Origin of the sequence: Pseudomonas sp. B21-009 (assembly GCF_024749345.1) — a bacterium.
Taxonomy (GTDB): domain Bacteria; phylum Pseudomonadota; class Gammaproteobacteria; order Pseudomonadales; family Pseudomonadaceae; genus Aquipseudomonas.
Genome location: NZ_CP087199.1, coordinates 2,119,460 through 2,134,762 on the forward strand (window position 1 = coordinate 2,119,460; position 15,303 = coordinate 2,134,762).

The 15,303-nt window shown below is 63.1% G+C and carries 14 protein-coding genes; 7 read left to right on the plus strand and 7 right to left on the minus strand.

The window, feature by feature from the left end:
- Positions 1-17 precede the first annotated feature (17 nt).
- Positions 18-674, minus strand: a complete 657-nt coding sequence (locus LOY34_RS09755; protein WP_195883604.1) for a histidine phosphatase family protein — start codon at positions 672-674, stop codon at positions 18-20.
- 120 nt (positions 675-794) lie between these two features.
- On the opposite strand from LOY34_RS09755, the gene LOY34_RS09760 reads away from it, so the two are divergent.
- Positions 795-977, plus strand: coding sequence for a hypothetical protein (locus LOY34_RS09760; protein ID WP_045201655.1), 183 nt, complete (start codon positions 795-797; stop codon positions 975-977).
- A 98-nt stretch (positions 978-1,075) separates the two neighbouring features.
- Positions 1,076-1,693: a hypothetical protein gene (locus tag LOY34_RS09765; RefSeq protein ID WP_093384845.1), complete on the plus strand. Its 618-nt coding sequence runs from the start codon at positions 1,076-1,078 to the stop codon at positions 1,691-1,693.
- Positions 1,694-1,788: 95 nt separating this feature from the next.
- On the opposite strand, the gene LOY34_RS09770 is transcribed toward LOY34_RS09765, so the two are convergent.
- On the minus strand, positions 1,789-4,221 hold the full coding sequence (locus LOY34_RS09770) for a membrane-bound PQQ-dependent dehydrogenase, glucose/quinate/shikimate family (protein WP_195883606.1): 2,433 nt from the start codon (positions 4,219-4,221) through the stop codon (positions 1,789-1,791).
- Between the two features lie 307 nt (positions 4,222-4,528).
- Here LOY34_RS09770 and LOY34_RS09775 point away from each other — a divergent pair, with 307 nt between their 5' ends.
- Genes LOY34_RS09775 through LOY34_RS09785 form a run of 3 tightly spaced genes read left to right on the plus strand, consistent with a single transcriptional unit; the run spans position 4,529 to position 6,460 of the window.
- On the plus strand, positions 4,529-5,527 hold the full coding sequence (locus LOY34_RS09775) for a hypothetical protein (protein WP_195883607.1): 999 nt from the start codon (positions 4,529-4,531) through the stop codon (positions 5,525-5,527).
- 55 nt (positions 5,528-5,582) lie between these two features.
- On the plus strand, positions 5,583-6,047 hold the full coding sequence (locus LOY34_RS09780) for a hypothetical protein (protein WP_052676574.1): 465 nt from the start codon (positions 5,583-5,585) through the stop codon (positions 6,045-6,047).
- Between the two features lie 53 nt (positions 6,048-6,100).
- Positions 6,101-6,460 (plus strand): hypothetical protein, encoded by a 360-nt coding sequence (locus tag LOY34_RS09785; RefSeq protein ID WP_258664662.1) that lies wholly within the window; start codon positions 6,101-6,103, stop codon positions 6,458-6,460.
- On the opposite strand, the gene LOY34_RS09790 is transcribed toward LOY34_RS09785, so the two are convergent.
- From LOY34_RS09790 to LOY34_RS09800, 3 genes are all read right to left on the minus strand, one after another.
- Positions 6,457-6,792, minus strand: a complete 336-nt coding sequence (locus tag LOY34_RS09790) for a hypothetical protein (protein ID WP_143013296.1) — start codon at positions 6,790-6,792, stop codon at positions 6,457-6,459. The two genes, LOY34_RS09785 and LOY34_RS09790, sit on opposite strands and share 4 nt — an antisense overlap.
- 139 nt (positions 6,793-6,931) lie before the next feature.
- Positions 6,932-8,311, minus strand: a complete 1,380-nt coding sequence (locus LOY34_RS09795) for a DUF1329 domain-containing protein (protein ID WP_195883608.1) — start codon at positions 8,309-8,311, stop codon at positions 6,932-6,934.
- Between the two features lie 23 nt (positions 8,312-8,334).
- Positions 8,335-9,912, minus strand: coding sequence for a DUF1302 domain-containing protein (locus tag LOY34_RS09800; RefSeq protein WP_195883609.1), 1,578 nt, complete (start codon positions 9,910-9,912; stop codon positions 8,335-8,337).
- Between the two features lie 257 nt (positions 9,913-10,169).
- Between LOY34_RS09800 and LOY34_RS09805 the strand changes: the two genes are divergently transcribed.
- Both LOY34_RS09805 and LOY34_RS09810 read left to right on the plus strand, forming a co-directional pair.
- Positions 10,170-11,906 carry an FAD-dependent oxidoreductase gene (locus LOY34_RS09805; RefSeq protein WP_195883610.1) on the plus strand — a complete coding sequence of 579 codons (1,737 nt, stop codon included), beginning with the start codon at positions 10,170-10,172 and terminating at the stop codon, positions 11,904-11,906.
- A gap of 11 nt (positions 11,907-11,917) precedes the next feature.
- Positions 11,918-12,796, plus strand: a complete 879-nt coding sequence (locus LOY34_RS09810; protein ID WP_195883611.1) for an SDR family NAD(P)-dependent oxidoreductase — start codon at positions 11,918-11,920, stop codon at positions 12,794-12,796.
- Between the two features lie 66 nt (positions 12,797-12,862).
- Here the strand turns inward: LOY34_RS09810 and LOY34_RS09815 are convergent, their stop codons facing one another.
- A complete protein-coding gene (locus tag LOY34_RS09815; protein WP_195883612.1) occupies positions 12,863-14,434 on the minus strand; it encodes a FadD3 family acyl-CoA ligase in 1,572 nt (523 codons plus the stop codon).
- 66 nt (positions 14,435-14,500) lie between these two features.
- The gene (locus LOY34_RS09820; protein WP_093384815.1) at positions 14,501-15,247 is read right to left on the minus strand and encodes an SDR family NAD(P)-dependent oxidoreductase; all 747 of its coding nucleotides are present in this window, start codon (positions 15,245-15,247) and stop codon (positions 14,501-14,503) included.
- Between the last annotated feature and the right edge of the window lie 56 nt (positions 15,248-15,303).

The following is a 15,303-nucleotide window of genomic DNA, read 5'->3' on the forward strand; positions in this document are numbered from 1 at the left end:
GGTAGCTTGGGGAATGGTCAGGTATAGAAACACCGCAACTTGGCTTGGGTCGATGCACAGACCTGTGCCTGAAACTTCGCATCGTCCGAATGCCAGCACAACGCGTAGCCACAGCAATTGGGCACGTGGTTGGCAATTTCATACGCCCGCCATTGCGTCATTGCCTGGCCATCAATTGTCTCTGGCGTGTATTCAAGTAACCAGGCAACGGCATTGATGAACTGCCCATGGGAGAACACTGCAATGTCCTGGGCAGGATGTGCGGCAAGTTGTTCCAGGAATGCCTTCGCCCGAGCCACGAAGTCCAGAAACGACTCTGCTCCGGCACCATCCCTGAATGCCGGGTCTGATCTGGCCCAGTACGCTTCAACCCAGTTGCGACGTTGGGCCACTGTCGTGTCGGTACAGCGCGCAGGTTCAAGGTAGGTGAACTCTTGCACAGCCCAGGTTTCGAACGGCACGGCAGGGAAGGCGGTGGCCGTTGCCCTGGCGGTTGCCTGGGCTCGAAAGAATGGCGAGGCAACAATTAATTGCGGCGCCTGGGTGAACGAATGGGCCACCCGCTGCGCTTGTTCGATTCCCTTTTGAGTAAGGGCAATGCTCGCATGATCGCGACTGGCTTGGCCTGCGTTGGCAGCGCTTTCGCCGTGGCGAATCAGCTTGATGTGCTTCATTGACGACCTGTCTTTTCAACGTGAGTGTTGCTTGTCCTGTTGCGCAGCATAACGGCAATCTGGTTTAAGATGGTGCATCATGGCTGACTGCCATGCAGCCATAAAACAAGGAGGTTTGACATGAGCAACCCAAGCAAAAAGCCTTTCATCCTGGCCGGTGCGCCACTGATTGCCATGGGCTCGGGTTTCATTGCCGTGGGGCTATCCGGGCAACCTGCATTTGCTTACACCGGTCTGGGCTTGCTAATACCCGGCATCGTACTGGTTGCGATCGAATTCTATTCGAGACGTCGACGGGCTTGAGTGAGCCGCGACAGCATTCGAAGATAAGGATATCCGTGCAAAACCCACAACCGACCGACCCCGCTGAACGCCCTGCAGCAAACCCGCCCGATACATTGATGAACTGGTCGATCAAGGCGCGCTTGATTGCGCCCAGGGACCTGCGCAATGGCATCCTGGCGATGACCATCGCAGTGCTCGGGGCGGCCGGTATGTTCAGTTGGCTGGGCGCCGACAAGTGGGTCTACGGGCTATGCGCGGTGATGTACGTCCTGATGCTGCTGTTATTAACGGTCAGAACCCACCTTTCATTCCAGCTCACCCGCGACGGCATAACCATCAGCAAGTACGTGCGCTCCGATCGCGCCGCCAGGATCACCATCGTCGTGGTTGTGGTAATCGAGGCGCTGCTGATGCTCTGGCTGGCCGTGGCGACCGGCACCTGGTGGTTGTTGCTGACGCCGCTGTTTATCGCTTATATCCTGTTCACTCGCGAGATGGTGCCGCCTTCGCCCGAAGCCTGTGCGAAACATGAACATGGCCCCGGGTGGGAGCAGTATCGCTACCTGACCATCGACCGCAAGCGCCGGATCCTGGTCCCGCATATCAGTAACCTGTCCATCGGCTTCGAACTGCGCCTGCCCGACATAGCGATGTTCGAACAGTGCCTGGCGCTGTTGCGTGAGCTGTTACCTGCCGAGGTTGAGTATCTGGAGCGGGATTGGGAGTTTGCGTGATCTGCAGCGGGGCGGTTCAAACAGCCGCTCAAATGAACCCCTCAAAAAAACAATCCCCGAATACCGGGGATTATTTTTACGTGGCGCTAAGCAACTTATTGCTTCCCCGTTCCCTCCGGCAACGCATAAGCAATGATGTAGTCGCCCACATCCGGCGAATGGCTCATGCCGCCCGCCGAGATCACCACATATTGCCGGCCGGTAGCCGGCGACTGGTAGATCAACGGCGCTGCTACAGCACCGACCGGCAGGCGGGCTTTCCACACTTCTTTACCGGTGGCCGAATCGAGCGCGCGCAGGTAGTAATCCTGGGTGCCGGCAAAGAACACCAGGCCGGACGCCGTTGAGGTCGGGCCGCCAAGGGTCGGCATGCCCAGCGGGATCGGCAGGTGGGTTTTGATTCCCAGTGGGCCGGTGTCCTGGACAGTGCCCAGCGGCACTTGCCAGACCAGTTTCTGGGTATTCAGGTCGATGGCGCTCATGCTGCCGAACGGCGGGCTGTTGCACGGTACGCCCAGGGGGGATTGCAGAATATCGATTTTCACCCCGCCATAGATGCCGGCAACTTGTGGGCGAATGGTGCCCATGAAGCCAGGCACTTCATCGGTCGAGACTTTAAACTTCTTGGTGTTTTCCTTGGTAACCAGGGCCATACGCAGCGGCACGCGCATGTCGTTGACGAACATCATGCCGGTGTTTTCGTCGATGGAAATACCACCCCAGTTCATGCCGCCCAACAGGCCCGGCCATTCGATGTAGGGTTTTTCGGTTGGCGGGGTAAAGGGGCCGACGTAGACGGAGTCCTTGAACATGATGCGGCAATACAGTTGGTCGAAGGTGCTCACGCCCCACATGGACTTTTCAGTCAGTGGCTCGGCACCAATCACCGGCATGCCCACCGAGTGCGGTTGGGTGGGCGCCAGGTGTTCGCCTTCTGCAGCCGGTGCAGTCGGCACTGGGCGCTCCTGCACTTCGGTAACCGGCTGGCCGGTGCGGCGGTCCAGTACGAAGATGTTGCCGGTTTTACTGGTCTGGATCAGCACCGGGGTTTTTTCGCCCTGGGCATTCTTGATGTCGTACAGCACCGGCTGCGATGGCAGGTCGTAGTCCCACACGTCGTGGTGAACGGTCTGGTAAACCCATTTCGCTTTGCCGGTCGAGGCATCGACGGCAACCACGGCCGAGCCATACTTTTCCTTGGCCTGGTTGCGGTCGCCACCCCAATAGTCGGGCGGGCCGTTGCCGGTTGGCAGGTAGACCAGGTTCAGTTCCTTGTCGAAAGTCGGAACGGTCCAGACGTTGGGGGTTTCCAGCGTGAAGGCGTGATCGGCGGCGGTGGTATCCGCATCCTCAGGCGCGCCGATATCCCAGGCCCACACCAGCGCACCGGTGAGTACGTCAAAGGCCCGCACCGCACCCGAAGGCTCTTTGCCGACGATGTCGCGGACCCAGCCACCGACCACAGTGAGGTGGCCCATGACCACCGGCAGGGAGGTGGGGTGATAGCGCTTGCTGTTCTCGGTCGGGCCCATGCCTTTTTTCAGGTCGACGAAGCCGTTGTCGCCAAAGTTCGGGCACAGGCTGCCGGTGTGCGCATCGAGGGCAAACAAGCGCGCATCGACAGACGACACCAGAATGCGCTGACGGCATTGTTGCTGATCGTTGTAGGAGGCTTTGACCTCAGTGCTCAGGCTGTCGTCCTTGTCGATGTCGTAATAGCCCACGCCGCGGCAGGTGACGTGCTCGGCACTGCTGGCGTGCGGGTCGAATTTCCAGATCGGCTTGCCGCTGTCGCCGTCGAGGGCGGTGATCAGGTTTTCCGGGGTGCACGAATACAGCACGTTGCCGATCTGCAGCGGGGTGTTTTCGTCGACACCGGCGCCATTGCCGGTAGTCCTGCGGCCGGTGCGGTAGATCCACGCCACTTGCAGGTCCTTGACGTTGTCTGCGGTGATCTGGCTGAACGGCGCAAAGCGCGTGCCGGATGCACTGCGGCCAAAGAACTCCCAGTTTTCAGGTGCGGAGGCGGGCGCTTTGGGCGCGGGCGTGCTGGTGCTGGCGACCGGGTTAGAGATCGCACCGTGCGGATAGAACGCAGCCACGAAGGTTGCGATCAGCGCCGCAAACACGACAAAACCGCCGCCGTTGGCCAGGCGCCGGGTGTTCGTTGCAGTACCTGGGAACGCGGCACCGACCCACAGGCTCAGGGTCAGGATAATCGCCGGAACCACCAGGCGCGGCAGCAGTTGCCAGTAACTAAACTGGCCCACTTCGTAAAATGCCCAGGCACAGGTTGCAAGGGCGATAACCACGGAAAGGGTAATGCCACTGCGTTTGCGCCAGAAAAACAGTGCCGCCAGCAGTAAATAGGCAATACCGGCGATCAAGTAATAAGTCGATCCCCCCAGCATCACCAGCTTGAAGCCGCCATATAGCAACGCCAGCGATATCACTAGAACCAGCAGGGAAAACAGCACGCTCGCGGTCGTGGCAAACTTCCGGGTTTGCGTTCGAGGGTCATCCGTCATTGTTTATACGTTCCGTTAGTCATAGGCATTGCACGCACGCAGTGCGCAAGGCTCAGGGGGAATTAAGTTGGCAGCATCAACGCCTGATGGGCAGCGCTGGTCAGCTGGGAAGCGGGGCAGGGGCTTGGCCTGGAAACTGATTTCAGTTTAGGCCGAGGGTGTTTGCGGATAAACGCCCGGGGCTGAGAAGCTTTATTGGTGAAACAGTAACAATGGCGTTTGCCGCACAAGCAATAAGCGCTAATGGCGGTTATCATCCGCGCCCGCAGGTGTACTGCGGATGTCTTGGTCAAGGAGCAGGCTTGTAATGAGTCGAAGTGCGGCAGGGAAGCTGATGGTGGGTGCGGGTATCGGGTTGTGTGCACTGCTCGCTGTGGCCTTGTTCAAGGAGCCCAGGGTGGTGCTGGCACAGTTGCAGTTCCAGGGCGGTGCCCATCCTCGCGGTGACGCCGGGCAAGTGCACGAGGTTTACCGCCAGGCCGTCGAGCAGCTGTTGGCCACCCAGCACATCGATACGCAACGGCTGCAGATCGAACTCGATCCCCAGCACAGCGACACCCTTGTGCTGCGCGGCCCTGAGCCTGCCCTGAGCGCCGCGCAACGCCAGGCCCTGGCCGGCCAGTTCGATACCATCCTGCAGGCGCGCAAGGCGGTGGTCTCCAGCGTGCAATTGCAGCTGGACTACAGTCAGGCCAAGCGCCTGAATGCCGCGGGGAGGGAAATCGGCCCGGCGCCTGCCAACGTCGTCGCGATGGGGCGCAAGGTCATACCGCTGTGGTTCGACTTGCCCTACGAAACGAGCCTCGATACCCGCATCAGCGACAGCGAGCGGCGCCATGCCTTTGCCGGTAGCCGCACGGTCAACGCCGAGGTGAGCTGCCAGCTCGACAGTTTCGTGCAGAGCGCCTTGCCGTTCGTCATTACCGGCTTCAAGGCCGATAGCGCGCAACTGGAAGGCGGCATGGACATTCTCACCCACGACAAGATGACCCTGCGCGTGCCTGCCAGCCTGTACTTTGACGACCGTGACTTGCGCGAGCGCCTCGAGGCGGGAGGGCTGAAGGTCAGCATGGGAAGCCAGATGTCCTACGGCAAGTTTCGCTCGACCTGGCTGACCATTGAGTTCGGATCACTCGGCGAGCACCCCTACCAGCCCTTTGATATGGCCGACGCCGGGCGCCAGGGCCTGCGCGAGATGTGTGGCGACTACGCGTATCAGGCCGGGCGGCCGTTTTCGTTCTACTACGGGGTAGGGCTGGACCGACTGCAAAAGGTCAGTTTTGCACCGCAGGTCGATGCTCGATGATCTAACCTCCTGTATCACGCAGAGCCACAAATGATTGGCGCACGGGAGCAATCGTATGGGCAGTGGATCACAGGCCACCGAGCAAAAATTTCCGTTTCCCAAAGAAGTCGTGCTCGAAGCGCTAGGCGAAGTCCTGCCGAACCTGGGGCTGCAAGCCACGCACGTCGACATGTTCATCGGCAGAATCGATGTGTCGGCGGGCATGTCGGCGTTTTCCTGGGGCGAACGGGTGACCATCGTAGTTGATGATCTGGAGCCGGGAGTTTGCGTTGTAAGAATCGAGTCGTCCTTGAAGGTCGGGGCGAACCTTCCTGGCAATCATCGGCACCATAAAAATTTCTCCAGGATCATTTATGCGCTGAGTGATTACCTTCAGCTCGGGGAGAAAGGAGAGAGAAAATCGAACCGGGCAGTTCTGGATCAACAACTAAGTCGTCGCAGCGAAGCTGCGTCCAGGGTGACGTCGATAGTGTGGGTGTGCCTGATAGCGGGAGTGGTTTCATTTTTCTGGTTTAGTTGAGAGCACTGAGTAAACCAGACTGCCGTGATAGAATTCGCCGCGCTTTACCCACCGTGTCATTGAAAGGACTCAGCAACGCCATGTACTTCCCGATTGAATTCTACAACGCCCTCACTTCGCAGTTCTGGACGCCGCTGCTCGCCGCTGTGCTCACCTGGATTCTGCTCTGGTTTCGTAGCCAGTCCTACGACGGCACCGGCGCCTGGACCCTGGGCTTGATCGTGGTGCTGTGCGCGGTGGCGTTCTTTCCCAATGGCTACCACGCGCTGTTCAACACCGGCCCGACCTTCTACAGCCATGACCGTATTTATGCGCCTGACTACTCGGCAAAGTTCAGCGCCGATGTGCTGCTGACCCTCGCCGGTATGTTGGTGGGCATGCTTGCGCGCAAAATCGTTATCAGCCTGCGCTAATCGCGAAACTTCACCACCTGGTTGCACTTGGGGCACTCGATCAGCTTCTGGGTGAAGACCTCATGGGGCAGGAAGCCGCGGTGCATCAACAGCCCTTCACCCGGCTTGTACAGGTGGTGCATGGAGGTGTTGCATTCCGGGCAGCGCACGAACAGCGCGGTGAAGAAGAACAGGCAGAGGCTGACGATGGCAAACACTGCGTAGGTCTCGAAGTATCGCGTCGCATCACGGTCGAACAGCACCCAGATCATGTAGAGGCCGCCGGTCCAGATGCTGAGGTTGAGCTCCACCTGCATGGCGATGGCGAGGAAACGGTTCTTGAGGGGTTTCACCAGGATCATCCATTGATCGTTCAAAGGCGGGGCCGCGCGCGGGGATGCGCGGGCAGTACGGCGGCCATTGTACTTCGCCAGCGGCGAAAACGCCTGCTCCCGAGCGCAGCGCTCGGGAGCAAGGCGGCGTGCCTGGGGCTCAGCGGGTACCGAGCTTGCGCAGGTTGCCGGGGGTGAACTCGTCGGCGGCAAAGTTGCTGGCGTTGAGCTTGGCCGGCTTTTGCTCGTCGAGCAGGCGATCGACCAGGTAGGAGCCGGCGATCAGGTCGTGATAGATCCCCAGGCGCGCGTGGAAGCGCTGGATCTCATAGGCATACACCGAGGTCTGCATGTTGGTGCGCCACAGCTGGCCACGGGCGTCGAAGTTGTCGGCCAGGGTAGCCGCCCAGCTGTCTTCATCGATGTAGATCAGGCGCTTGGCATAGATGTGCCGGGCAGATGGCTTGAGGGTTGCCTGCAGCACCCACACCCGGTGTTTTTCATAGCGCATCAGCTCCGGGTTGATGTGGCCGCTGGTAGAGAGGATCTGCGCGGTGTTCACCTCGGGGCTGTCGATCTTGTAGTTGTTGTAGGGGATGTAGATTTCTTTTTTGCCGACGATGCTCCAGTCGTAGCGGTCGGTGGCACCGTTGAACAGGCGGTCTTCATCGTAGACGCGAAAGCCGCCAGCGCCGGTGGGCGAATCGTAGCCCACGGTCGGCGCCCGGCGTACCCGGCGCTGGCCCGGGGTGTATTGCCAGGCCTGGCGCGGCTGGGCGGCGGCGTTGATGAATTCGTGGCCGACGATGATCTCGCCTTTCTTGCGCACCGGCTCAAGGGTGGTGAGCAAAAAGTCGGTGAACACGCCGTTGACGCTTTGCGCGCTCTGCTTGGGGTCGGACCACAGCGAGTAGATCTTGTAGTTGACCTTCTCCAGGGCCTTGTTGTTGTCGGCATACACCACCACCTGCTGGTAGTTGGCCTCTTCGGTGACCGCCCGTGCCTGCATGTTGTGGTTGAGGATCAGCTCGTTGCCGTTCTTCGGGATCGGGAACGGCGAGGCGCCGAAGGCGTTGAGGGCATCGTTGCCGTCGGCGCTGAGCGTGGCGTTCAGTGCGTTGCGCTTGAGCGCATCTTCGCTGGCCTGGTCGACCCTGAAGTCCCGATGGCTGGGGTAGACCGGGATCTTGAACGAGTTGGGGTAGCGCTTGAACAGCGCCTTCTGGCCGTCGGTGAGGTTGGCGGCGTATTGCTCGACGTTCTGCGCGGTGATGGTGAACAGCGGTTTTTCGTCGGCGTATGGGTCGGGGTAGGGCGTGCCTGGGCCGGCGAATTTCAGATGCGGCGGCAGCCCGCGCCATTTGCCGGTCCAGGCCGGAATACTGCCATCGGCGTTGCCGGCGCGCTCGGCGCCGACCGGGGTCAGGTCCTGGCCCAGGCGCGCGGCATCGTTATTGCTGATATTGGCGTGGGCCAGGCTTGCGCCGAGCAGGGCGGCCGCCAGGGTGGTGCGCAACCAGGGATGCGTGAGAGTAGACATGCGGTGCTCCTCCATCAGGGGCTTCAGAAGCGGTACTTGAAGTTGAGGGCGACGTTGTCGCGGTCGGCCAGGGGCGAGTTGTTGGCGTTACCCAGGTAGGCGTTGTAGAGCGCTTCGACGGTGAAGTTGCCGAGGTAGCGCCAGGTGGTGCCGATGCTTGCGCGCTCATCGCCTTGCCCGGCATTGATCGAGCCGGTCAGGGCGCTGTCGTGCTGGGCGGCGCTGCTGTAGGTGACCGGTACCGACATGTCCCAGCCGCTGAACACGTCGTTGTAGTCGAAGGTCGCCTGTACCGTGTAGCCCCAGGCGTCGCGGTCCAGCACCAGGCTGTCGGTGCCCGGCAGGGTCAGGCCGGGGGCCAGGGTCAGCGGGGTCGAGGCGTCGTTGTCGAGCACGGTGTTGTAGACCAGCTCGCCGACCAGGGTGGTGTTGTCGGCAAAGGCGGTCGGGCCGACCACGTGGATCATCGACACCTGGGCCTGCAGGGTCTGCGCCCGCACCGGGCTTGAGAAACCGTTGTCGACCATCACCGGCGCGCCGTCGCGGTAGCTGACCTCACCGGCGATGCTGGTGTCGCCGAGCACGGTACCGAAGCTTGCGCCGTACTGGTCGATGTTGTCGAAGTAGCGCACGCGGTAGTGGCCCAGGTCGGTCTGGAAGTCCAGCGACGGGTTCTTGTCGTGGTAGCGCGAGTAGTAGAGGCCGAACTCGGTGTTGTTCAGCGACTCGGCGGTGTAGCGCAGGGCCACGCCGTACTGGCCGCTGTCACTGGGCTCGTCGTCCTTGAGGCGGGTAACGAAGCCTGAGGCGTCGCTGAAACCGCCGCGGTCGATCAGGTCGGTGCTGGAAAAATAGCTGCCGACCCCGAACAGGTCGGTCTTCTCCCACTTGTACTGGTAGTAGGCTTGCAGCTCCAGGGCCTCGGTCAGGCTGAACTGGCCGAACACCTGGCCGACCGGCAGCAGCACTTCCTTGACCTCGACCCCGGGGGTGGTGGCCTTGGTCGCATCGACCGGGCTCTGGGCCGCAGAGATGCCCGGGTAGAACAGGCTTTCACCCCAGCTCACCACCTGATCGCCGACCCGCAGGTTGAGGTTGTGGCCGCTAACGTCCCAGCTGCCGTAGGCATAGGCGTCGAGCAGGCGCAGGTCGTCGCGGTGCTGGTCGATGGTGTCCTGGGAGAAGCGGTCGGCGCGCCGGCAGTTGCCGCTGGCCAGGCAGTTGGAGGCACCGCTGTTGTTGTCGTTGCCCTGGTCGTAGACGTTGTCGTAGAAGCCGGCAGCGCGCACGAACAGGCCGTAGTTGTCCTGCCACTTGAGGTTGGCCTCGGTGAGAAAGCCAACGCGGTTGTTGATCAGGCTGCCGCGGTCGAAGGCGTTGTCGCCATCGTTGCCGTCGGCGTTGGCCACCAGCTTGTGGTCGCGGCCCTCGGTACGCCAGGCCAGGCTGTAGGTGAGGGTGGTGTCCCAGTCGATGCTCAGGTCATCGTTGGCCTGAAAGGTCAGGGCGCTGGCCGGGGTGCCCAGGCCGCCGGCCAGCATCAGCATCCCCAGGCGCACGCAGGTATTGAGTGAAGGTGGGGCGATTGTTGTTTTTATCATGTCGTCCTCATGCCGCGGTCAGACCTGCCCGACCGCTGTATTCAAGGTGGGAGGTGAAGCTGGAGGCGACTATGGAATCCCCTTGGCGGCGCAACATCGTCCAAGCGGACTAAGCGATGCCGCCACGTGCGCCGGACGCTGGCGCTAGTCCCATCGGACGATGTTGGCCCGTGCCGGGCATCGAACAATCAATGACCAATGCCCCCGGCCGACCGCCGGCGCGGCCTGTTGTCCATTGCCCTTTACAAGGTGAGCACATGAACGAAGCCGGGATCGACTGGGACCACTGTTGCGACGTGCTGGTGATCGGTTCGGGGGCCGGCGGCATGACCGCCGCCCTGCGCGCCCATGACCTGGGGCTCAAGGCCCTGGTGATCGAAAAAAGTAGCGAATACGGCGGTACCTCGGCGGTGTCCGGCGGTGGTGTGTGGATCCCCAACAACCCGCGCATCAGGGCCCTGGGCGGGCACGACTCGGCCGAGGAAGCTATCGCTTACCTCGAGGCCGTCACCCAGGGCGAGATCGACGACGGGCGCATCGAAACCTACGTCGAGCAGGGCCGGCGCATGCTCGAATACCTCGAACAACACTCGCGGGTGCGCTTCGAGGCGCAGCCGCACTATGCCGACTACTACCCCGAAGTACCGGGCGGCAAGCCTGGCTACCGCTCCATGGACCCCTTGCCGTTCGACGCGGCGCAACTGGGCGACGAGTTCCTGAAGATGCGCGCGCCGTCACCGGGCACGCTGATGATGGGTCGCATGGCCATGACCATGAAAGAAGCTCAGGTGCTGCTGTGTCGCGGCAACGGCTGGCTGCGCCTGACCTTGCGGGTGATGTGGCGCTACTGGCGCGACCGCACGGGCCGCAAGCTGTCGAAACGTGATCGCTTCCTGACCCTTGGCAACGCCCTGGTCGGCGCCTTGCGCTGCTCGTTGCTCGACCGTGAGGTACCGCTGTGGCTCGACTGCGCGCTGGAGCAACTGCTGATCGTCGACGGGCGCATCGGCGGCGCCCAGGTGCGCCGCGACGGCAAGCTGCTGCGGATCAAGGCGCGTCACGGGGTGGTCATCGCTGCCGGCGGCTTCGAGCGTAACCAGGCGATGCGCGACCAGTATCACCCGCAGCCCTCGCAAGCGCGCTGGAGCGCGACGCCGCCGCACAACACCGGCGACGGCATTCGCGCCGGCCAGGCCGTGGGCGCGCGCACCGCGCTGATGGAGCACAGCTGGTGGGCGCCGACCACCCATGTGCAGGGCGAAGAGAAGCAGCGCGCGCTGTTTGTCGAACGCACCTTGCCCGGCTGCGTGCTGGTCAATGCCGCGGGCCAGCGCTTCGTCAACGAAGCGGCGCCGTACACCGACATCGTCTACGCCATGTACGCCAACAACCGCGAAGGCGCCAGCAGCGTGCCGTGCTGGATGGTCTTCGACGCCAGCTTCCGGCGTAAATACCCCTGTGGCGCGCTGTTGCCGGGCTATGCCCAGCGCGACTGGCAGTTACCCCGGCACCTGCGCGACTACTTCCACAAGGCCAACAGTCTTGAAGCCCTGGCGACCAGCATCGGGGTCGATGCCGCAGGGCTGGCGCGTACCGTGCAACGCTTCAATGCCATGGCCAGCCTGGGTCGCGACGAGGATTTTGCCAAGGGCGAGTCGTTGTTCGACCGCTATTACGGCGACCCCGGTGTGCAGCCCAACCCGTGCCTGGCGCCGTTGCTGCAGGCACCGTTCTATGCGGTGCGGGTCGATGCCGGCGATATCGGCACCAAGGGCGGCTTGCTCACCGATGTGCATGCGCGGGTGCTGCACGAGGACGGCCAGCCGATCCTCGGCCTGTATGCCATTGGCAACAGCGCCGCATCGATGATGGGCCGTACCTATCCGGGGGCGGGGTCGACCCTCGGCCCGGCCATGACCTTCGGCTACCTGGCCGCCAACCATATCGGCGCGTTAGCCAGTAATCACCAGGCCCAGGCGGCGCTGGTTTCTTGAGGATGCACCCCATGAGTACACAACACAGGCAGGTTGCCGTGGTCACCGGCGCCAGCCGCGGTGTCGGCCAGGGTATCGCCCTGGCCCTCGGCGCGGCCGGCATGACCGTTTACGTTACCGGCCGGGCCCGCGGGCAGGGCGGTTCACATTTGTACGGGCATGCCCTGGACGGCGACCTGCAGGCCACCGCCGAGGCCATCAGCGCGGTGGGCGGGCAAGGTATCGCGGTGACCTGCGATCACGCCGACGATGCCCAGGTGCAGGCGCTGTTCGCCCGGGTGGAGCGCGAATGCGGGCACCTGGATCTGCTGGTCAACAACGCGGCGTTCATCCATGACCAGTTGATCGAGCCGGGGCCGTTCTGGAGCAAACCGCTGGCGCTGGCGGGTATCCTCGACGTCGGCCTGCGTTCAGCCTATGTCGCCAGCTACCATGGCGCGCCGCTGTTGCTGCGCAGCCGCCAGGGGCTGGTGTGTTTCACCTCATCGTTTGGCGCTGGCTGCTACATGCATGGGCCGGCTTATGGCGCGCAGAAGGCCGGCTGCGACAAGCTGGCCGCCGACATGGCCATCGATTTCGAAGGCCAGGGCGTCGCCGCCGTGTCGCTATGGTTAGGCCCGCAACTGACCGAGCGCACGCGGATTGCCGGCGAGCAGCATGGCGAGCAGTACAAGGCGTTTCTTGCCGATGCCGAGACCCCGCAGTTCAATGGGCGGGTGATTCATGCGCTGCTCAATGACCCGCAGTTGATGCGCTATTCCGGGCAAACCCTGATCACTGCCGAGATAGCCGCTGGGTATGGCATCAGCGAAGCGGGCGGGCGCCAGCCGCCTTCCCATCGCGGCTTGCTCGGCGACCCGCGCCAGCAACATCCGGCGCGGGTGATCTGAGCGGCGGATTACGACCCCTTCGGGCTCAATCGCCGGCCTTGCCGGCGATGGGCTGCACAGCAGCCCTCACACCCAGCCGCGCAATACCTGCTTGGCCACCTTGCCCGTGGCATTGAGCGGCAAGGCCTCGACCACTTGCACCCGCCGCGGCACTTTGTAGTTGGCCATCTGCTCGCGGCACCAGGTATTGAACTGCGCTACGTCAATCACCTGTCCAGGCACCGCCAGCAAGAAGGCCATGGCCACTTCCCCCAGGCGTTCATCGGCAATCCCAATCACGGCGGCCTGGGCCACCCCGGGGTACTGCAGCAAGGTCTGTTCGATCTCCGCCGGGTAAACGTTGAAGCCACCGGTGATGAACATGTCCTTGAGCCGGTCGGTGATGCGCAGGTAACCCTGTTCATCCAGCACGCCAATGTCGCCGGTGTGCAGCCAGCCCTCGGCATCCACCGCTTCGAGGCTTGCCTGCGGGTCGTTGAGGTAGCCGTGCATCAGGTTGTAGCCGCGGATCAACACCTCGCCAGGCACGTTGGCCGGCACCCTGGCGCCGCTGCTGTTGACGCAGCGGATCTGAACCCCTGGCATGGCCCGGCCGCTGGTGCTGGCGACCCGCTCGGCGTTGTCGCCGGGGCGGCAGATGCTGGCAAAGCCGCAGGCTTCGGTCAGGCCGTAGGCGGTGACGATGGTGGCAAAGCCCAGCTCCTCGCGCATGCGCCCGATCATCTCCACCGGGATCGCGGCGGCGCCAGTGACGGCGACGCGCAAGGAGCTCAGGTCGTAGTTCTGGCGTTGCGGGTGGGCCAGCAGCGACTGATACAGGGTCGGCGGCCCGGGCAGGATGTTGATGCGCTGGCGCTGCACGCAGTCGAGCAGCGCCTGCACCTCGAACACCTGCTGCGGGAGGATGGTACAGCCGCGCATCAGCGCTGCCAGCCAGCCGGCCTTGTAGCCAAAGGAATGGAAGAACGGGTTGACGATCAGGTAGCGATCGCCCCGGCGCAGGCCGACGATCTCGCTCCAGTCGCGCACCACCTGCAGATTCTGGCCGTGGGCGGTCATCACGCCCTTGGGCTTGCCGGAGGTACCGGAGGTAAACAACAGGTCGGACAGGGTCTGCGGCCCGACCTGCTGCTCGCGGGCCTGCAACAGCGCCTGCGGCACCTGCTCAGCGAGGGCCATGAACGCCTCCCAGGCCAGGCCGCCGTGGCGCGGCTCTGCCGGGCGCAGGCTGATCACCTGGCGCAGGGCCGGCAGGGTTTGCTCGGCGAGCATGGCCGGGTAGTCGTTATCCAGAAAGCGGCTGATGCAAAACAGCACGCAGGTGCCGCTCTCGCGCAGGATGTGCCCGGCCTCGCTGCTTTTCATCCGTGTGTTCAACGGCACCAGGGTGGCGCCGATGCTCTGCAGGGCGCCGGCGGCAACGATCCATTCCCACAGGTTGGGCGCCCACACTGCCACCCGGTCGGCCACTTGCACGTCCAGGGCGAGCAGGGCGCGGGCGGCCTGCTGGCGCAACAGCTCGAGCTGGCGGTAGCTGATGCGCTGCCCGCCGTCTTCGATGGCCGGGCTGTCGCCGTAGTCCCGGGCGGCGCGGGCGAACAGTTGGGCGATGGTCTGAGCGTTTTCGACAGGCAGCATGATGCCTCCTCAGGCTGAGGATGAATGAGCAGGGAAAGCGCCGGGCAGGCTGCCCGGCACCGCGGGTCAGGCGCTAGGCGGGGCGAAGCGGCGGCCAGCGGAGAAACCGCCGTCCACGGCAATCATCTGGCCGCTGACGAACGACGCTTCGTCAGAGGCAAGAAACAGCGCGACGTTGGCCACTTCGTCCGGCTGCCCGGAACGGTTGAGCATGTGCTGCGAAGCGAAGAAGGCGTGGAATGCCTGCTGTTCGCGGACCATGCTGGTCATCGGCGTTTCGATCAGGCCCGGGCACAGGCCGTTGACGCGGATGTTGGCGTAGCCGTAGTCGATGGCCATCGAGCGGGTCAGCTGGTTGATGCCGCCCTTGGAGACGTTATAGGCAACGTTGCCGTCGCAGCCCTGCAGGCCGAAGATCGAACCGATGTTGATGATCGAGCCGCTGCGCTGGGCCTCCATCTGCGCCAGCACGTGCTTGCTGGTGAGCATGCTGCCGGTGAGGTTGATGTCCAGCACCCGCTGCCAGTTGGCGGTGCTGGTCTGGGTCACGCTGCCCTGGTCGGCGACGCCGGCGGCATTGACCAGCACATCAATACGCCCGAAGCGGCTGATGACTTCGCTCATCACCTGCTGCACGCGGGTTTCATCGCGCACATCCAGGCTCATGAACAGGCCGGGGAAGTCCGCCGGCGCCTCGCCAATGTCCAGGCCGACGACCTCGGCGCCCTCGGCAATGAAGCGACGCACGCACGCCAGGCCGATACCCGATGCGCCGCCGGTAACCACGGCGACCTTGTTGTGCAAACGAGCCATAACTGAACCTCTGTCTTATTGTTGTGGGGCTGCTGGCGCCGAGTCTAACCGCAGTC